Source organism: Bradyrhizobium sp. ISRA430, assembly GCF_029909975.1.
In the GTDB taxonomy this organism is placed as follows: domain Bacteria; phylum Pseudomonadota; class Alphaproteobacteria; order Rhizobiales; family Xanthobacteraceae; genus Bradyrhizobium.
The window spans coordinates 7,589,483-7,608,648 of sequence record NZ_CP094516.1; the positions used below are offsets into that span (position 1 = coordinate 7,589,483).

A 19,166-nucleotide genomic window follows, 5' to 3' on the forward strand; every position below is an offset into this window, starting at 1 on the left:
CTGTTGCGAAGGCGTAAACACCGCGGTTTTAGAGCGGATATGTCTTGCAGTTGCTTTGAGGCGTTCGGCGCTAAAGGAGCTGCGGCGCGATCTTGCTCTGCGCGACCATTTACCAAGGCCTTTCGCTCCCCTCTAACTCTTCCCGTTCCTTTGGCTCCATGCGAGCGAACCAGGAGCCGGGAGGAAAGGCTGCGATACGCTTGGCAAAGGAGGATTGCGGCTCCCAATCTTGCCCTTCGCTCTTCTCGAAAGTGATGACCCCGTTGTGTGTAAAAAAACGGGGCCCTGGGATATTACAGTTCACCAAAAGCAAAACGCGCCACAGATCACCTTTCTCGGTCGGCTTGTCCTTCTGCTTCGGCAAGTAGTCCACTCCAACAGGCTCAACGATAGTGCAGCGGCCCTGCCGCAGAAGATCGCCGAGCCGGCCTTGCGTGGTCGTCACGAAGTTGAAGTTGCTCGGATCATGCAGAAAGCGAAGATTTGCGTCCCTTTCACCCTCCTTGACTTCAGTGGCGATCAACGAGAGCGCCAGGGCGTGCCAGCCCAATTCGATCGGCTTCGCATAGGTCGACGCAAGTTGAAACGTGCCGTCGAGCGCGATCCTCCAGGTGATAACGTACTGTTCGTCTAATGTATCATCCGGGTGCCTGGTCCACGAAACGAAAATATAGTCGTTTTCGTCAAGTTCAGCGACGCCCCACATTCGAGGGACGAACTGTGCCACCTTCGAGACGTTGGAGATAATTTGTTCTATTGTCTCACCGTCTTGCGCTCGCCACGTTGACTTGAATCTTTCGATATGGGGGCTCTCGATGGCGCGAACACTGTTGCTCGTCGCAGCCAGCCCGGCCAGGCAGATCAGGGGTCGACCGAGACAAAACCATAACGCGCGTCTTCTAGACACTTTTCTCATAACTGTCGGCCTATCTGGCTTCATCCACACGTCATTCCAAAGCGGGCAACCTTCAACCTGTTATGCGCGAGCGCAAGAAGTTAGCGGCGACGCGACGGGAGACCGGTGGTGTCCCGTGCGAGCAGGCGCTCCCCTCTATGTCACGCGCCGCTAACTTCGCTGCCGGCGACAGCCTCAAGTTGCTGTGCTGGACATGCCCAGCAGGAGGAGACTGGGCATGCCGAAGACTTGCATTCCTCGTGCCAGGTAACAGACGGCAATTCGCACCGCTTTTATGTCCTCTTTGTCGGCTTTCCGACTTGGGCACGTCTCGATGTCTCCGTTCAGCGCTATCGAGCGCGGCTTATGCATCCTCGTCACGGACCGGATATTCGACGGCGCAGCGGAGCGCCTCGGTGCCAAGTTCCTGATGAGAATTGGAATCACGTTTGTCGCCATAGAACCGTTTGGTTCGGTATCGTTGCCGGGATGTGGGCTTTCGATCTCTGACATGCCTCTGGGCACTTGCGGCCAAGAGGCCAGAGCGCGTTTGGCGCTTCTTTCGCGACATGCGGCGCTCGGAACTCGAGAGCGGCCTTCGTCAGGTGCGCTTTGCTGTAGAAGGCCAACGACGCGAAGCCGATCTTCACCGCCGAGCATTTGGAGTCTAGCTGGCACTGCAAATCAACGTGCCGGCCAGGTATGTTGCTAGCTTGGCCAGTGTCTTAGGCGTATTCAGCACGGATCCAGCTGGTCGAGAGGGCGGCTGGATGGCGGACGCGCTAAGAACCGCTGCCGAGCCGGGACACGCATCAAATGCGTTCTGCTCCAGGCGGCAGTCCCGACCGCGGAAGCCGCATTTGTCCCTTCCACCGATCTGGCGTGCGGCCAGGGGGCGGCTGCGATGGTCATTACAATATCGCGGGCTGGAGAGCGCTTCTACATCGACTCAACGATAAAGATGCGCAGTCATTCGCGTAGCGAATGTCGCAGCACCAGCTTGAGACATAATCTGAGAGGTTGACGGAAGACTTGTCTTGCCGATAATCCAAGTCGTCGAGGTTCTCCGGTTCCCACTTGATCCGGAGCTAAGAGGGAAGCCGGTGAATATGCCGGCGCTGCCCCCGCAACTGTGAGCGGCGAGCCGCTGTCCAACGATGTCACTGAAGCCTGCGCGGCTTCGGGAAGGCCGGACAGCAGCGATGACCCGCGAGCCAGGAGACCTGCCCCGACAATATATTCGTCCACGGGCGGGGTGTCCCGGTGGTGCGCCAAGCAGCCGTCGCACCGCGCGACTTCCCCTGCCTGCGTCCGCCATGGCCTTTGCCCCCAACATGGGGTTAACGCTATGTCTCTTCTCTCCCTTCCGGTTGCCACGCTCGGAACGCCACGCATCGGTCCAAGGCGCGAGCTCAAACTCGCTCTAGAAAGCTACTGGGCCGGAAAAATCAGCGAAAAGCAGTTGCTCGAGGACGCAGCTGGCCTGCGTGCCGCGAACTGGGCTCGTCAGAAATCTATCGGCGTCACGGTCATTCCATCGAACGATTTCTCGCTGTATGACCAGGTGCTCGACACAAGTGTCATGGTTGGCGCCATCCCGGAGATCTACGCCTCGAAAGCCGAATCCGTTTCGCTCAAGACGTACTTCGCCATGGCCCGCGGTTCACAATGCGACGACCAGGATGCGAGTTGCGGTCACGGATCGCGCGGATTTGGCGCACCCGCGCAGGAGATGACCAAGTGGTTCGACACCAACTACCACTATATGGTCCCCGAGTTTCACAGGGGACAGACTTTCAGGCTATGCTCTCGCAAGCCGATCGAGGAGTATGAGGAAGCCAAGTCCCTTGGCTTTCAGACCCGCCCTGTCCTGATCGGGCCGGTCACATTCCTAAAGCTCGGCAAGAGTCCCGATCCTGCGTTCCAGCCACTCTCACTACTGGATGACCTGATACCGGCCTATATCGAGGTTCTGCAGGAATTGGCCAAACGTGGGGCAAATTGGGTTCAGTTGGACGAGCCCTGCCTGGTTCTTGATCTGGATGAGGGGGCGCGAAAATCTTTGCGACATGCTTATGACCGGCTCGCCAAGGAGGGGCCGGCCATCAAGATCATGGTTGCCAGCTATTTCGGCGACCTCGGCGACAATCTGGACACCGCCTTGAGTCTGCCAGTTGCCGGACTGCACCTCGATCTGGTTCGAGCGCCACAGTTGTTGGACCAGATCATCGCTGGCGGCCGAAGTGATCTCGTCATCTCGCTCGGTGTCGTCGACGGCCGGAATGTATGGCGGTCGAATTTGTCGTCGCTGCGCCAGCGGCTAGAACCCGCGATTGCGAAGCTCGGCAAGGATCGTGTACAGATCGCCCCATCCTGCTCGCTGCTTCATGTGCCGGTCGATGTTGAACTCGAGACCAGGCTCGCTTCTGACGTAAAGAGCTGGCTTGCTTTCTCGGTCCAGAAGATGCGGGAGCTTGCGATCCTGGCGCGGGCACTCGCAGGCGACCAGAATGTTGCGCTAGCTCTTGCCGAGTCGGAATGTGCCGCGACCGTCCGCCGGACTTCGCCGAAAATCCGTGATGCCAATGTCGCTGTCCGGATGAGAGCGATCGATCAGCCCATGCGTCGGCGCGCCAGCCCATTTGCCCGTCGGGCCGAGATCCAAAGCAATCGTTTCGGACTGCCGGCTTTTCCTACCACGACGATCGGATCGTTTCCGCAGACCACAGAGGTCCGGAATGCCCGTGCTGCGCATGCGCGAGGCGCGATGAGCGACGAGCAATACGACAGGTTCCTCAAGGAGGAGACAGCGCGCGCCGTACGTTGGCAGGAGGACATCGGTCTTGACGTCCTCGTGCACGGCGAGTTCGAGCGCAATGACATGGTGCAGTACTTTGGCGAGCAACTCGCCGGCTTCGCATTTACCAGGAACGGATGGGTGCAGTCCTACGGATCGCGCTGCGTCAGGCCACCGATCCTGTTTGGCGATGTAGTGCGGTCGAAGCCTATCACCGTGGACTGGTGGCGCTACGCGCAATCACTAACGAGGAAGCCGATGAAGGCGATGTTGACCGGACCGGTGACGATCTTGAACTGGTCCTTTGTTCGCGACGATATTCCTAGGAGCGAGGTCTGCCGCCAGATTGCGCTCGCGATCCGAGACGAAGTCCGCGATCTCGAGAATGCTGGTGCGACCATGATCCAGATCGACGAAGCGGCACTCCGCGAAGGATTGCCGTTGCGTCGATCGGAGTGGACGGCTTATCTCGACTGGGCCGTGGATTGCTTCCGCATCTGCTCATCGGGCGTCGCTGATCAAACGCAAATTCATACACATATGTGCTACTCGGAGTTCAACGACATCATCGGTGCGATCGCTGCAATGGACGCGGATGTGATCTCGATCGAGACGTCGCGCTCGAAAATGGAACTCCTCGACGCGTTCAGGAGCTACGAATATCCAAATCAGATCGGGCCGGGCGTGTACGACATCCACTCTCCACGCGTTCCCGAGACGGGCGAAATGAAGGAGCTGATGGCGTTGGCTCGGACACGGCTGCAGGATTCGCAGCTCTGGGTCAATCCGGACTGCGGCCTGAAGACGCGCAAATGGGAGGAGGTTCGGCCGGCGATAACGAACATGGTCGCTGCCGCCCGCGAACTGCGCGCTGCATCCGATCCGCGAGGCCGTTGATCCGGGACTTGGGTCTCTTATCGACAAAGCTGATCAGCTTGCTGTCATTTGCGCTCTCGATAATCGAGGGAGCCTTGGGAACAAAAAAATGCCCGGCCTCGCTTAGCGGGCCGGGCGAGAGTCTGGGAGGAGCGACGCTGACGCATCGCGCGGACTTCCATCGGCGGAGGGAGGACAGCCGCCGGTTCGATCACGGCAAGGACATTCGCCGAAAATCTGAGCCCAGTTGAAGCACAAGCTCAGCGTAGCTCAATTATGCCATGGTATGCGACCGTATAGCCTGAGGTTTAGAAATCTACACCAAGGTTTGTCGCTCATGAGCACGTCGGCAACGGTTGCGACAGTAACGAGGGGCAGTGATGCCGGGCGGTCGCCGCAGGGCACCGACCCAAACTCGTGCGCATTCCTGCCTGGAATCCTTATGCTCGATCAGCACGACGATACCAAAAACCCGGCTCCAAGGATCTCGCAAGCGTAGCCAATGCAGAGCGGTTGCTATTGATTTGGACCCTGCTTAAGCCAGTCGTTGGTCAACCGGTTCCACCCGATAGTCGGGTTTCGGCTTGAGCCTCTGTTCGAGATCTATCAGCGGACCACGCAGAGGATTTCATCAGAGGATGTCACGAGCTTCAAAATGGCCCGGTGCCGATAGGGTGCTCCTAAGCCGTGAGCGTGGTCCGCCCCCAAGTTAGGCCAGTTAAGTGATGGCGATTTCGGATCCGACATGACTCGGATCGGCGCAGCCGGTTTAGACCGCCCGACTGTGTGTAGCCCCGCACCGAAGAAGATGAGCGTCGAACGCCGATGCGACGTTCCGGAGCAGGAACTCTACGGCCATCTGCTACGGAAAGCTGGCCATCATCGATCACCACGACGGTCTGCGATAAGGCTGTCGATTCGAGAACGATCGACGACGGCGAACTTCGGATCCAGACCGTGACGACGGGATGTCTCGGAGCGATCGACTGCCGTGTCCCACATGATTCGCTCGATGATCTCGGCGCGAAAGCGATCCTCCTCCGTCAGCAAATAGCCCTTCGCGGTGGCGAGCCGATCCTCGGCGATGCGAGCAAGGTCGTCCTTTGCCGAGATAGCGTTCGCGACGAACCCTTGCTGCATGCGCCCGATCGCGCTGGCGCCGAGCCCAATGAGGGCGTCCGCGCAATCGACAGTATAGTCTAGAAGTTGCGCTTCAGCCTGCCTTCCTGCCTCGCCACGGCAAGACGTCCGTGCGGCATACGTACGTATCCAGCATCAACTAAAGCTTCCGCGATCGCTTCGGATTGGAGGTAGCGATCGACGCTGTCGCAGCGGTCAATACGCCCCATCCGTCTCGGCGCCGTGTCGCGGGTTGCCGGCCTTGGCGGACGAAAACGCGACCGAGCTCCGTTCGGCCTCAGCTTCTTGTTCCAATTGCAGAATATGCGCTCTTAACGCATCGGAAGTCGCTGCCGCTGTCTCGCTGAATAGCGGATCTCCATGATCGGTGAGGGCGGAAGCGATTTCGGTCCAATCCTGAGCCGAGAGAGTCTTCAGGGCGGCGGGAAAGAAATCTCGCTCTTCCCACATCATGTGGTGCCGCTCGCGTACTATAAAGTCGTGTACGATATTGCCGACGTCTTGCCGAAGGAGTTCACGATCCGCCAGGATGGCGTCAATAGCTTGCGCGAAGTGGTGCAAACGGTCGACGACTTCCTGGTGTTCAAGCGCGAGATCGCCGACGATTGCAGCTGCATCCGGATCGCGAGCCTTGAGCTTGGAAAAAATCAAGTCTTCCTGTGGATGATGGTACAGCTCCGGGTAAACCTCGAAATAGCTGATAATCGCGCGAATGACCTCATAGTCGGGACGGATCCCTTTCTCAAAAATCTCCAATTCGCGTTGAAGAGCGACCAAAAGCAGATCAATGTTGCGATGCTCTCGAAGCAAAAGATCGATGATCATTGCGGTGCTCCTGGAGGCACAAAAGTAGGCTGGGAGCGTTTCTGCCATTGGCAAGATCGCCCGATTTCGGTGTCCTTTGCGCTGCAATTTGTCCGCGCTGTTCGACGCAAAAAGCAGTGCGCTTCAATCTGAGCTGTAAATCGACTTAGCCTAGGTTTTGCACAAAGCTCCTGGGCAATCTGTCGTTACGCAGCTCGACTCGGCGTGAGGTCGGCAGGGCGATCACGCCATTTTGCTCAAGTTGGGTAAAGGTGCGCGACACGGTTTCGATCGTCAAGCCAAGATAATCGGCGACATCCTGCCGTGACATGGGCAGTTCGATGGCACCGTTCTTCGTAGCGCGGCGAGACATATCGAGCAGGAAGGTGACGACCCGGTCTTCAGCGCTGCTGATCAGGAGCATCATATGTTCCTGAAAGCGGCGGAGCTCGAGCGCCATCGCGTCCCACAGCTGCCGTGTTAGCTCCCTCTCGTGACTGGCCCGAACAATGAGGGCGGTACGCTTCACCATCAGCAGCTGCGTCTCACAAATCGCTCCGGCCGAAGAGATATGGCTTCCTCCGGCTTCGAAGCCGAACATGTCACCGGGCAGATAAAACGCACCGATCTGACGACGTCCGTCTTCCAGAATCTTGTAGGTTCGCACAGCGCCCGACGCCACCTGATATACGTATTCCGCTGACTCCTCTTCGCTGTAGATCTCGCTATTGCGAGTGAACCGCATCGGTGTCGCAATCATGCCAAACGGTCCACAACCATGAGGTTGCCCACGCAAGACGCTGGTTGGATGGCGGCTGGTCTCGGTAAAACTGGCAACCTGAGCGTGCATGGCGGACCCTATCTTGCGAGCGTCGATGGCACGCGGACATTGGCCGCTCCTGACGAACTGGGAAATTTGGATGTTTCCCCTACGGAGAAGCCCTTAAGTATTTACACGTAAGTCCGCTGAGGAGGGCGTCTTGAATGGTTCGGCGGTCCGTTGGTTGCTCAAACATGCTCAAATCGGATTAGAAAGCTGCATGCTGACTTCGTCGGCCGCGCCCGTGAAGAGCTCCAGCCAGGCCGAACGCTGTCGTCCACCGCCACTTTCGGCTTGCTCCAGGAAGTCTTGTTTGGACGCCGGGACTCCGATCCCCGTCAGCATCGGTGGGCCGCGGTGGTGACGAGGCGGACATTGACCGCATCCTGATCGATGTACGCTGGCCGACGTGGACGACGTGTTTGGAAATCATCCGATACGTGCGCATGTGGACCGAGTTGGGACCCGGATCATAGAACTCGGCTCGCGTGATATATTGACCTGGCTCAAAGACCGGCCTTGCCGCTCTCCGGCGACTGTTGCAGCCGGAGGAAATCGTGACTTGGCCTGGCCTGAAGCTGAGCTCGGGGCATCGTCGGATGGCCGGTGACAGACTGTCCGCGAGCAGTTCCTGCGGCATCTCGACCGTTAGCGCACGTGCAACGTTCGGAGCAGTGTCGCATGATAGCGGGCCCGGCCGCACCTCGTCGTTGGAGCGCCGGCGAACGCATGGGGCCGGACAGACGGCACTCCTCGTTCCTGATCGGGCCCCTGGCGTCGCCATTGCGCCGATTGCAACGGCGTTCTGATCGCATCTGGAATTCGTGCCTCAGTGCGACATCAGGACTGGGATGGTGATTGCACGAAGGCCGCACGGCGGCTGACCCTCCCAGCAAATCCCGATTCGTCTGATCGAAAAAGTGCCATGGAAGATGGATGGGAGGTACAGAACAGGGCCGCCAGCCGGCAAAGGGAATAGAGTTATCGTAGCTGTCGTAGCCCCTCCGACGCTGTGTGACCATGGTCAGGTTGTAGATCCGCGCTCGCGCAGATGATCCGGCTCGCCTCGGCCGGAACCGCACTCAGCGCACGGCTGGTGTAGGAAATGCCGACGTTCCGTGCCCGCAGATCAAGTACCCGAAGTGCCGCTTCGGCCCGCTCAAACGGCACGCGCCTGCTTGATCTCGAAGACTGAAGCGACTGCGGCCCAGCCGAGCGCAATGAGCGGAATGATAGTCGTCTCTCAGCCGATCACCACAACCTCAAGATGCGCACCCGTCCCCAATGCGAAGGAAATCGAACCGTTTACTGCAGCCCGCACCGGGAGCTCCGTGGGAAGGACCAATATGTTCCCGAACAATGCCGATCTCCGGGAAGACCCGCTGTCCATCGGAGCACAAATCCGGGCCGGCAATTGATCTGCTTCATATGCCGTCGTGATTTTGTTTAAGCACGATCAAACCGGAAAGCGGCAAGCTCTCGCGATGGTCCGTAGGCAAGAACCAGCATTGCGTGTCTTGCATCGGTAACGTTAGCCGCGGCACTCTAGGATTTGTGCCCAGCCAATCTGCCGCGATACCAGTGCGGCGATCAGGGTGGCGACGGGATTGGGATTGCCGTCTCTCGCCATTGCCGGCTCGACATTCATGTCATGGCAAACCAGGCCTGCTGGAGGAACAACGAGCCAGCGAAGGTCATGCAGGGCTCGTTCGTCGCGGTCCCGCGGATCCGCCAGTGCTCGGATTCTTGAACTGCCGCTGGAAGGCCAATCAGAGCCGCTCGCAGATGATTGATGACGGCCGGCAGTGCTGTTGGATCGTTTCGGATCGTGATTCCCTCAATCGATAGATATCAGTGCTGCGTCCGAATTGGCGCTTCTCGGAATTGATCAGAATGCTCGAACGCACGCATCGCTCTCGGATCTGGTGATCGTCCTTATCCGGCGCGCCACGTCGGGGCCGGCGCCCTTGGCGCGATAAGACGAAAAACGTGTTTCGGAAGACCGTACAGGAAGTCAAAGCTGCTGCATCAGCTTGAATGCATGAATAAGCGTTTGCGCTGCTGCTAAAGTCCCGCGTTAATGGCGATCCGCATCAACTCGGACATGCTGCGGACATTGGTCTTGGCCATGAGGTTCGCACGGTAAACTTCGACCGTCCGGGGACTAATGCCAAGGTCATGGGCGATCACCTTGTTGATCTTGCCGGCTAATAGTCCCTGCAGGACGTCACGCTCGCGCGACGAGAGGTCCGCGAGGCGGGCTTCCGCCTGCAGTTTCGCTGCGTCATCGGCTGGCCTTGTTGGCCGCGCTTCCAAAGCACTATTGATCGCACGCAATAGCACCTCCTCCTCGAACGGCTTCTCGATGAAATCGACCGCACCCGCTTTCATCGCTTCAACTGCGAGCGATACGTCGCCATGACCAGTAATCAGGACGACGGGGCAGTCGACGCGATCGGACTTCAGTTTGCGCACCAGTTCGAGACCGCTCATACCCGGTATGCGAATGTCCGATACAATGCAGTCAACCGGGCCGCTCGCGCCATCATTGAGAAACTCAGTCGCGGTTTCATAGGTTGCTACGTAGAAACCGTTCACATCAAGCAGAAACGCCAGCGAGTCCCGCATCGCGGCATCATCGTCGATCACAAGAATGCGCCGCCCAATCATGCCTCTTCACTAACCTCCGCAAATGGCAGGGTGAACTGAAACATCGTGCCGCCGCTCGGATTCGCTTCCGCGGAGATGTGGCCGCCATGTGACTCGATGATCGTCCGGCAGATTGATAGTCCCACACCCATGCCATGCTCCTTGGTCGTGACAAAGGGCTGGAACAGGCGGTCGGCGATATCAGGGCTGATGCCGGGGCCCGTATCAGCAACGGTAAACCTGGCGAGGCCATCGACCTTCGCAACTCCGACGGTCAATTCGCGGCGCGGGCAGGAAGCCATCGCCTCGATTGCATTGCGTATCAAGTTAAGCGCGACCTGCTGGATCTGGATCTTGTCGACGATTATTGATGGCAGATCGCGGTCGCTGCGGATAGCGACGCGTACGCCTTGCTCCCTGGCGCCGAGTAGAGCCAGAGCCACAGCCTCTTCAAGGAGCGTGAGCGGATTCTCCACAGTGTGATGCGTCTCGCCCTTGGCAACGAATTCCCGCAGGCGCTTGATGATATCGCCGGCGCGCAGAGCCTGTTGGGCGGCGTGTTCGAGCGCATCACCAATGCGGTTGGCGTCCGGCTTGTCGGACGCCAACAGAGCCTTTGCGCCGCGCATGTAGTTTGTAATTGCGGAGAGCGGCTGGTTGATCTCATGGGCAATAGACGATGCCATCTCACCCATGGCGGTCAGCCGCGACACGTGCACGAGTTCAGATTGCAGTTCTTGCAAGCGCCGTTCCTGCGCCCGCCGTTCGGTGAGGTCTCGGATGAAGCCGGTAAAGAACCGTTCGCCGCGCACTTTGGCCTCACCGACGGCAAGCTCCATCGGAAAGGTCGAGCCGTCGCTCCGTTCGCCCACCACGATGCGGCCGATGCCGATGATGTGCCGCTCGCCGGTGGTCAGATAACGTTCGATGTAGCGGTCGTGCTCGGCGCGGTAGGGCCGCGGCATCAACCTCGATACATTCGTTCCGACCACTTCGTCCGGAGACCAACCAAATAAACGCACTGCCGCGGCGCTGAACGAGCGAATGATGCCCTTCTCGTCAATTACGATCATGGCTTCCGGCACGGTGTCCAGAATCGACTGCAGATGGGCTAGCCGATACCGCGCCTGCTCTGATTCCCGCCGCAGCCGATTGCCCATGAAGCCAAGCAGGGGACCAAGTACCGCGAATTCTGCGATATCGATCATGTTTGCGGAATCGGTGATGAGGACTTTTCCAAGAAATGCCAGGCTGATGACGAAGCAGAGCGAGGTAGCGAAGATCGCCGGTCCACGGCCGCCGGCGAAAGCGGCAAAAGCGACGACCGGAAGGTAGATGATCGTAAACGTGCGGTCCTGAAGATACGGGTTTAGCGCCGCGCGCAGCACGAGACCCAGCGCGGCGGCTGCCGCGGCAGTGCCGTAGCGGTACCAGATGTGGTCGGGCATGTTTCCTGGCAGACCCTCTCATTCGATCGACTTTACATTGTTTGCCCACGAGAGGCCACCGGAGGCAGCCGCGCCCTAACTCACGCCAATCACGGTCGCCCCTATCCAGGCCAGATGCGCCAGTGCGTCGGCTGCACGGCGACATGTTCACCGGTCTTGGCCTTGATCCAGCCGCCGAAGATCCGGCGGCAAGGAAAGACCACCCGGTGAATGGTATTACCCTCGATCACGGCAATCTCCAGATCCCGATCAAAGGGCGCCGATTCGAGCCGCTCCCAGGTCAGGTTGTCATGAGATCCTGGACGGTGTTCATCGCCGCGGGCTGACAAATTCAGGCAACCTTCTGAACACTACGGACGAGATCGCTGGGCCTCCGCGGGAACAGGCTCAGCCCAATATTGCCCAGGCGGCGCGTGGTCTCGAGCGCGTCAGTCGCGGCCGGGACTTTATCGGCCGTGGCGTCGTTGAACCTATCGTGCCGGGACATGATCCGCTCGCCAAACGAAATATTAGGATTGGCGGCGCGAAACAACTCCCCGGCTTCGGTCGAATCGATCTGGATCAGCTCAAGCCCGCGGCGGTTGGTGTTGATCGTTGTTCTGCAGAAGTTAGACTGGACTGCCGCTCCCGCAATCTGGCCTGCGGCGGCGGGACGAATGTCGCCGTGGTCTGTCATGTCGAAACATCCTTCGTTGGTGAGAAATCTCCTTGTCCCACGGGGCGTCAGCGTGGGGCATTGGGTTTTGATGACGTCAGCCGCGCCCTTGCGAGCGGGGCGGCATCCCCAAGCGAGAACCGGAAGACGCCGGAATTCGCTTGACGCCATTGGCCTAGCTGCGCTCGGCTCCGATCATAGCGCCGGTCCGGAGGTCGATGAAGTGGACGCCATCGCAAGTGGCGCAGGTTATCGGGTGCAGGTCATTGGCACCCGGCTCGGGTGCGTCCGGCAGCAGTCCTTGAACTCGGTCGCCGGTATTTGGACATGAAAAGATGATGGGGCGCCAAGTCTTTCTGTTTGCCATGTGTCTGACCTTGGACTGGAAAATCGCTTATATCAGTGGGCGGCCGCCGCAGTATTGATACAGGTCAAAAGAGCTGATGCGCGTCCAGAACGGCCGACGTCGAGCGGCCGCTGCGAGCCGGACAGGGGCGCCTTGCAGACATGTTCCAACTCGGGCGATCCACCGGGGCCTCGCGTTGGTCCGCAACACGCCAGCGTGTAGCCGGGTTGATTTGAGGCGCACCGCACTCGGATTAGGCCACGGAGATGGTCAATCGATTGCTCGCCTCGCATTTTCGGTAGTCTTGCCGGCGCTGATCGCAGCCATAGGCTTTGGCGCGGAAGTCCTGAACTTGGGCTTATCGAAACGTTGGCTGCGACAAGCCTGATCATCGACTTTGCTGTCACGGCGGCAGGTTAGACCGTCCGGAGCGAGATCGGGGCGGTTCGCCTCTTTTGCCCACGATCACGTTCGCGTAGGTCTCGCCGTCGATAGCGCCCGGCCATCGGCGCGCGTCGGAAATGGCTCCGGCCGGTGATTGGCCAATGACCCGGCGCTTGCGGCAACGCCTCGTGAGACCACTATGCATCGCGTGTAAAGTTCGCGGCATCGAGGTTCCACATTGCCGGCGACTAAGTATGGGATTGACAGAGATCAATCGTCGGCATCTGGGGAGTGACGGCTTCATGCTGCTCTCAACCGTCTGTTCGAGACATTCCTCGAACCGCGCCTCAATTTTGCCGGTCGAGGGCAGAGCAGACGGAAGGCACTGTCCCTCGGCCACTTCAAAACAGAGTGCGATCCGCCAAGTTGGACAGATAGCGATTACGGGGTCTGCGGGACAACAGGAGCGCTCGCGCCGCACTGCCCAAGGCTCGACCTTATCTCGATGGAGCGGACAAACTCTTTGGCATGCTGCTTGAGACAGATCAAATACTCTTGTGGCGCGAATGGCAGAATGGGGGATAAGCAAACCCACGGCAAGAGGGTGCCATGCCTTCATTTAACGTTCGGTTCATTAAGACCGTTTGTGACGATACCGGTCACGAGCATCGTGCCTGTCAGGCATCGTTCGAGGTCGATGCCGCCTCGCTGAGTGCTGCTGCACAGCAGGCGGAGACCGATTTTTGCACCCAAAAAGGTGTCCGCGATTGGACAGTCTTCGCCGATGCGATGGAGCTTCGAACTCCGCCTGCATTGCCGCCGGCATGGGGTGGTTAGCCTGAGTGTGGCCGGGGAAGTCTGCGAATTCTCACCATCGAGACGGTGAGCCGGATCTTCACGAAGCTCGAGACTGACGGCGTGATTCATATTTATACGGTTGGCATTCGTTTCTTGGATCTGGAATGCGCCAGGCAGCTCGCACTGTGGGGTGCGTGAGACGCGGCATCCCCAAAATTGATCGAGGTCAAAGACGCATTCCTGAAAGTGACCATAGTCGGGACCTCAAAAGGAGATCCTCATGCCCCTCGATGCCGTTCTGGTTTGCGCAGTCGTCACGTCCATCTTCGTCGTTTTCGCCGCGGCCCCCGCCTGGGCAAGAGCGCCGCTAAGCCACCCGGTCACCGTGGCTGAACCGAAGCGTCGCGCGTTCTGATCTCCGAAACCCAAAGCCAAGTCCCGTTCTCCTGGCTCGAACCAGGACAGGACGCAGAAGGAAGACGGGCTGGCAGGTCAGCTCACGTTCACGAGGGACTCAATGAACCGATCTCAATCTGAGAAGCGGATGACGCACGGCGAAGCCGGGCTCGCGCTGTTCTTCGCTGCGCTCGGCTATTTCTGTGTCATCGCGGCTGCTAAAGCGGTTGATCCAGCCTTCGGGTTCCACGCAGCCCTCGGAGCGCTGGCCAGCATCGCGGCGGTATTCACGATCGTGAATCGATACTACGACCGTCCGGCGTTGCTGCCGCCTGCAGAGATTGGTGGCTGGCCGAACTACAACATGGGCCCGGTCAAGTTCAGTGCCGTCATGGCGATGTTCTGGGGGATCGCCGGGTTCCTCGTCGGACTAATTATCGCGTCCCAATTGGCGTGGCCCCCGCTGAATTTCGATCTGCCCTGGACGAGTTTCGGCCGCTTGCGTCCGCTGCATACGTCAGCGGTTGTGTTTGCGTTCGGTGGAAACGTGCTGATCGGGACTTCCTTCTATGTGGTGCAGAAGACCTGCCGCGCGCGCCTCGCCGGCGACCTGGCGCCATGGTTCGTCGTCCTAGGCTATAACTTCTTCATCCTGATCGCGGGCACTGGCTATCTGCTGGGCGTGACGCAGTCCAAGGAATATGCCGAGCCTGAATGGTATTCGGATCTGTGGCTGACGATCGTCTGGGTGACGTATCTGCTCGTCTTCGTCGGGACGATTATCAAGCGCAAGGAGCCGCACATCTTCGTGGCCAACTGGTTCTATCTCGCCTTTATCGTCACCATCGCGGTCCTTCATCTCGGCAACAATCCGGCGCTGCCGGTATCCGTGTTCGGCTCGAAGTCCTACATCGCGTGGGGCGGCGTTCAGGATGCGATGTTCCAATGGTGGTACGGCCACAACGCCGTCGGGTTCTTCCTGACTGCCGGCTTCCTCGCGATCATGTACTACTTCATCCCGAAGCGCGTCGAGCGACCCATCTATTCCTATCGCCTGTCGATTATCCATTTCTGGGCGCTGATCTTTCTCTACATCTGGGCTGGGCCGCATCATCTGCACTACACGGCGCTACCCGACTGGACTCAGACACTCGGTATGACGTTCTCGCTGATGCTGTGGATGCCCTCATGGGGCGGCATGATCAACGGCCTCATGACGCTGGCGGGCGCCTGGGACAAGCTGCGGAGCGATCCCGTGCTGCGCATGCTGGTCGTCTCCGTTGCCTTCTATGGTATGGCGACGTTCGAAGGCCCGATGATGTCGATCAAGGTCATCAACTCGCTCAGCCACTACACCGACTGGACTATCGGACACGTGCATTCTGGTGCACTGGGCTGGGTCGGATTCGTGTCGTTCGGCGCGTTGTACTGCCTCGTGCCCTGGGCGTGGAATCGCAAGGGTCTCTACAGCCTCAAGCTGGTCAACTGGCACTTCTGGATCGCAATGCTCGGCATCGTGCTCTACATCTCGGCAATGTGGGTGTCTGGAATCGTGCAAGGGTTGATGTGGCGCGCCTACACCTCGCTCGGCTTCCTCGAATATTCCTTCATCGAGACGGTCGAAGCGATGCATCCGTTCTATGTTATCCGCGCGGCGGGCGGGGCGCTGTTCCTGATCGGTGGGCTGATCATGGCCTATAATCTCTGGATGACGGTGCGCGTTGGCGAGGCCGAAGCGACGTCGCCCCGTGCCCTGCAGCCAGCTGAATGAGGACAGGGCAATGTCGTTCTGGAAGCGTCATCAAATCTTTGAAAAGAATTCGATCATTCTCATTACCGGCATCCTGCTGGTGATTGCCATCGGCGGCCTCGTCGAGATCACACCCCTTTTCTACCTCAAGAGCACCATCGAGGTGGTCGACGGCGTGAGACCCTACACGCCGCTCGAGCTCGCCGGGCGCAACATCTATGTCCGGGAGGGCTGCTATCTATGCCACTCCCAGATGATCCGCCCGCTGCGTGATGAAGTCGAGCGTTACGGTCACTTCTCGCTCGCCGCTGAGAGCATGTACGACCACCCGTTCCAATGGGGCTCGAAGCGGACGGGGCCGGATCTCGCCCGCGTCGGCGCCAAATATTCGGATGACTGGCACGTGGCCCACCTGACCAACCCGCGCGCCATCGTGCCGCGATCGGTGATGCCGGGCTATCCGTTCCTCGCCGACAACGAGATCGATCCGAGCACCATCGCCGACCACATGCGCGCCTTGCGGACCATCGGGGTGCCCTACAGCGATGATCAAATCGCGAATGCGGCAGCTGACATGAAAGCCCAGGACGACCCAGACAATGCGGGCAGCGATGGCTTCGCCAAGCGATACGCCAAGGCGTCGGTCCGTAATTTTGACGGCAAGCCGGGCCTGCCGACGGAGATGGATGCGCTCATAGCGTACCTGCAGATGCTCGGCACGCTAATCGAATTCAAGCTTTACAACGAAAAAGCCAACCTTCGCTGAGAAAACACGATGAAGGCGATTTTGACGGTCCATAACCTTGCGTCAGATCTCGTGACCACAATCTGGACGCCGGCTTTTGTGGCGATCTTCCTTGCGATCACCGCATATGCGTTCTGGCCCCGCAAAAAGGCGGAGTTTGACGAGGCCGCCAAACTGCCGTTGCGGGAGGAGTAGGAGATGTCCGATCACAGTGAATTTGACTCTCTCTCGAGAAGATCTACGACCGGGCATGAATGGGACGGCATCAAGGAGCTGGACACGCCGATGCCCCGCTGGTGGGTGATCACGTTCTATCTCACCATTTTGTGGGCGATCGGCTATTGGATCGTGTATCCGGCCTGGCCGCTGATCTCCGGCAGCACGATCGGTATGTTCGGCTATTCGACCCGGGCTGACGTCGGAGTCGAGCTCGCCAATCTCGAGCAGGTGCGTGGTGACAAGATGGCGGCGCTCGGCGCGGCTTCGCTCGTCGAGATCGAGAACGATCCGGCGTTGCTTGCGCTGGCGCGCGCCAAGGGCAAGACAGTATTCGGCGACAATTGCGCGCCGTGCCACGGCAGCGGCGGTACGGGCGCGAAGGGATACCCTAACCTGAACGACGACGACTGGCTTTGGGGTGGGACGCTCGAGCAGATCATGCAGACGATCCAGTACGGCGCGCGGTCCGGCCATGCCAAGGCGCACGAAGGCCAGATGCTCGCCTTCGGCAAGGATGGCGTTCTGAAGCAGGATGAGATCGTGTCAGTCGCCAATTACGTTCGCTCGCTGGCCGGACTTCCGATCCGCGACAAAGTTGATGTGACAAAGGGCGCGAAGATCTTCGTAGACAATTGTATCGCCTGTCATGGCGACGGCGGTAAAGGAAATCAGGAGCTTGGTGCGCCGAACCTGACGGACGCGATCTGGCTCTATGGCTCGGATGAGGCAACTCTGATCGAAACCATCAGCAACGGTCGTGCTGGCGTAATGCCCGCATGGGAAGCACGGCTTGACCCCGCAACGATCAAAGCAATGACTGTCTACGTCCACTCGCTGGGCGGCGGCAAGTAGTCGGGTGAGATCGATACGTATGACGGGAGCCGGGAAACTGCTGTCCGTTTGCGCCGGATCGATTGCGGGATCGCAGTGCGGTCTAGGGTCCATTGCGATATGGACCCCGCGATGAACAAGACCGTGAATTCGAGCGAGCTCACCTCCGACGACGACTATGGACCGCTCTATGCACCGCGCAAGAAGGTTTATCCGCAGAGCACCTCGGGCTCGTTCAGGCGGATGAAATGGGAGCTGATGGCCTTCTGCCTCGGTGTCTACTATCTGCTGCCCTTCGTGCGCTGGAACCGCGGGCTTGGGGCGCCCGATCAGGCGGTGCTGATTGATCTGCCCAACAGCCGGTTCTATTTCTTCTTCATCGAACTGTGGCCGCAGGAAGTCTACTACTTCACCGGCCTGCTCATCCTCGCGGCGGTCGCTCTCTTCCTGATGAATTCGATTGGCGGTCGCATCTGGTGCGGCTATTTCTGTCCGCAGACGGTTTGGACCGATCTGTTCTATGCCGTCGAGCGCTTGGTCGAGGGCGACCGGCGCGAGCGGATGAAGAAGGATGCGGTATCCGGCCCGTTCGCTCCCAAGCGCATCTTGGAGACCGTGCTCAAGCATGCAATCTGGCTGGTGATCGCGTGGTGGACCGGCGGCGCATGGGTGCTCTATTTCGCCGATGCGCCGACACTGGTGAAGGAGCTCCTGACGTTCCAAGCTCCCATGGTTGCTTATGCGTGGATCGGAATACTCACCGCGACGACCTATGTTCTCGCCGGCGACATGCGCGAGCAGGTCTGCACTTATATGTGCCCATGGCCGCGCATCCAGGCTGCGCTGACTGACGAATGGGCCCTCAACGTCACCTACCGCTATGACCGCGGCGAGAAGCGGACGTCGGTCAAAAAAGGCCGCGGAGCTGCGCGCGATCAGTGAGCATGTCGGCGACTGCATCGATTGCTATCAATGTGTTGCGGTCTGCCCGACCGGAATCGATATTCGCGACGGACCGCAGCTCGAGTGTATCCAGTGCGGGCTCTGCATCGACGCCTGCGACAATGTCATGAGAAAGATCGGTCGGCCGACCCGCTTGATCGGATATGACAATGACATCAATATCGAACGCCGGCAGGCCGGAAAGACGCCGATCTACCGGATCATCCGGCCGCGTACGATGATCTACAGCGTCGTCATCGCCCTCGTCGGTGGCATCATGCTGTATGCGTTGGCGACGCGCAGCCTGCTGGACGTCAATGTGCTTCACGACCGCAATCCGATCGCCGTCAGGCTGAGCGACGGTTCGATCCGCAATGCGTATACCGTTAAGCTTCTGAACAAGCGCGGCTTCGACCGCGTCATCGCCATCGACGTCGATGGTCCGCCAAACGCGACCATTCACATCATCGGTGTGGCCTCGGTGACGCCGGATCGCCCGATGATCGTGATCGGCCGGGACCAGACCTCCGAACTGCGCGTCCTTGTCACGGCTCCGGCGGACGACAAGCAGGAAAAATCGATCCCGATCGACTTTCGAGTGACCGATATCGGGCTAGGTGAAGTCGCCGCGACGACCGACAATTTCGTCGTACCTTGAAATGTCAGGAATT

Annotated in this window: 14 protein-coding genes, 1 pseudogene and 1 riboswitch; of the genes and pseudogenes, 7 read left to right on the plus strand and 8 right to left on the minus strand. The window is 59.2% G+C overall.

Annotation, left to right across the window (positions count from 1 at the left end; genetic code table 11):
* Positions 1 to 109: 109 nt before the first annotated feature.
* The gene (locus tag MTX21_RS35680) at positions 110 to 727 is read right to left on the minus strand and encodes a nodulate formation efficiency C protein (protein WP_280969140.1); all 618 of its coding nucleotides are present in this window, start codon (positions 725 to 727) and stop codon (positions 110 to 112) included.
* 1,210 nt (positions 728 to 1,937) lie between these two features.
* Positions 1,938 to 2,141: riboswitch (cobalamin riboswitch) on the plus strand.
* A gap of 102 nt (positions 2,142 to 2,243) precedes the next feature.
* Between MTX21_RS35680 and metE the strand changes: the two genes are divergently transcribed.
* The gene (metE, locus tag MTX21_RS35685) at positions 2,244 to 4,589 is read left to right on the plus strand and encodes a 5-methyltetrahydropteroyltriglutamate--homocysteine S-methyltransferase (protein WP_280969141.1); all 2,346 of its coding nucleotides are present in this window, start codon (positions 2,244 to 2,246) and stop codon (positions 4,587 to 4,589) included.
* Positions 4,590 to 5,447: 858 nt separating this feature from the next.
* Here metE and MTX21_RS35690 read toward each other — a convergent pair.
* The 7 genes from MTX21_RS35690 to MTX21_RS35720 all read right to left on the minus strand — a co-directional run bounded on the left by MTX21_RS35690 (position 5,448) and on the right by MTX21_RS35720 (position 12,105).
* Positions 5,448 to 5,708 carry a hypothetical protein gene (locus MTX21_RS35690; RefSeq protein ID WP_280969142.1) on the minus strand — a complete coding sequence of 87 codons (261 nt, stop codon included), beginning with the start codon at positions 5,706 to 5,708 and terminating at the stop codon, positions 5,448 to 5,450.
* Between the two features lie 195 nt (positions 5,709 to 5,903).
* Positions 5,904 to 6,533 (minus strand): hemerythrin domain-containing protein, encoded by a 630-nt coding sequence (locus MTX21_RS35695; RefSeq protein ID WP_280969143.1) that lies wholly within the window; start codon positions 6,531 to 6,533, stop codon positions 5,904 to 5,906.
* A 145-nt stretch (positions 6,534 to 6,678) separates the two neighbouring features.
* Positions 6,679 to 7,272: a helix-turn-helix domain-containing protein gene (locus MTX21_RS35700; protein ID WP_280969144.1), complete on the minus strand. Its 594-nt coding sequence runs from the start codon at positions 7,270 to 7,272 to the stop codon at positions 6,679 to 6,681.
* 2,124 nt (positions 7,273 to 9,396) lie between these two features.
* Positions 9,397 to 10,002 (minus strand): response regulator FixJ, encoded by a 606-nt coding sequence (gene fixJ, locus MTX21_RS35705; protein WP_280969145.1) that lies wholly within the window; start codon positions 10,000 to 10,002, stop codon positions 9,397 to 9,399.
* Positions 9,999 to 11,429 (minus strand): PAS domain S-box protein, encoded by a 1,431-nt coding sequence (locus MTX21_RS35710; protein WP_280969146.1) that lies wholly within the window; start codon positions 11,427 to 11,429, stop codon positions 9,999 to 10,001. The genes fixJ and MTX21_RS35710 overlap by 4 nt, the downstream gene beginning before the upstream one ends.
* A gap of 101 nt (positions 11,430 to 11,530) precedes the next feature.
* Positions 11,531 to 11,758 carry a hypothetical protein gene (locus MTX21_RS35715; RefSeq protein ID WP_280969147.1) on the minus strand — a complete coding sequence of 76 codons (228 nt, stop codon included), beginning with the start codon at positions 11,756 to 11,758 and terminating at the stop codon, positions 11,531 to 11,533.
* A 2-nt stretch (positions 11,759 to 11,760) separates the two neighbouring features.
* Positions 11,761 to 12,105, minus strand: coding sequence for a hypothetical protein (locus MTX21_RS35720; protein WP_280969148.1), 345 nt, complete (start codon positions 12,103 to 12,105; stop codon positions 11,761 to 11,763).
* Positions 12,106 to 13,423: 1,318 nt separating this feature from the next.
* On the opposite strand from MTX21_RS35720, the gene MTX21_RS35725 reads away from it, so the two are divergent.
* The 6 genes and pseudogenes from MTX21_RS35725 to ccoG all read left to right on the plus strand — a co-directional run bounded on the left by MTX21_RS35725 (position 13,424) and on the right by ccoG (position 19,153).
* A complete protein-coding gene (locus tag MTX21_RS35725) occupies positions 13,424 to 13,651 on the plus strand; it encodes a hypothetical protein (protein ID WP_280969149.1) in 228 nt (75 codons plus the stop codon).
* Between the two features lie 478 nt (positions 13,652 to 14,129).
* Positions 14,130 to 15,779 carry a cytochrome-c oxidase, cbb3-type subunit I gene (ccoN, locus tag MTX21_RS35730; protein ID WP_280969150.1) on the plus strand — a complete coding sequence of 550 codons (1,650 nt, stop codon included), beginning with the start codon at positions 14,130 to 14,132 and terminating at the stop codon, positions 15,777 to 15,779.
* Between the two features lie 10 nt (positions 15,780 to 15,789).
* A complete protein-coding gene (ccoO, locus tag MTX21_RS35735) occupies positions 15,790 to 16,524 on the plus strand; it encodes a cytochrome-c oxidase, cbb3-type subunit II (RefSeq protein ID WP_280969151.1) in 735 nt (244 codons plus the stop codon).
* Between the two features lie 9 nt (positions 16,525 to 16,533).
* Entirely contained in the window at positions 16,534 to 16,698 is a 165-nt protein-coding gene (locus MTX21_RS35740) for a cbb3-type cytochrome c oxidase subunit 3 (protein ID WP_280969152.1), read from the plus strand.
* A gap of 3 nt (positions 16,699 to 16,701) precedes the next feature.
* Positions 16,702 to 17,574 carry a cytochrome-c oxidase, cbb3-type subunit III gene (gene ccoP, locus MTX21_RS35745; RefSeq protein WP_280969153.1) on the plus strand — a complete coding sequence of 291 codons (873 nt, stop codon included), beginning with the start codon at positions 16,702 to 16,704 and terminating at the stop codon, positions 17,572 to 17,574.
* A 111-nt stretch (positions 17,575 to 17,685) separates the two neighbouring features.
* A pseudogene (gene ccoG / locus MTX21_RS35750) lies at positions 17,686 to 19,153 on the plus strand (cytochrome c oxidase accessory protein CcoG).
* The last annotated feature ends 13 nt before the right edge of the window (positions 19,154 to 19,166 follow it).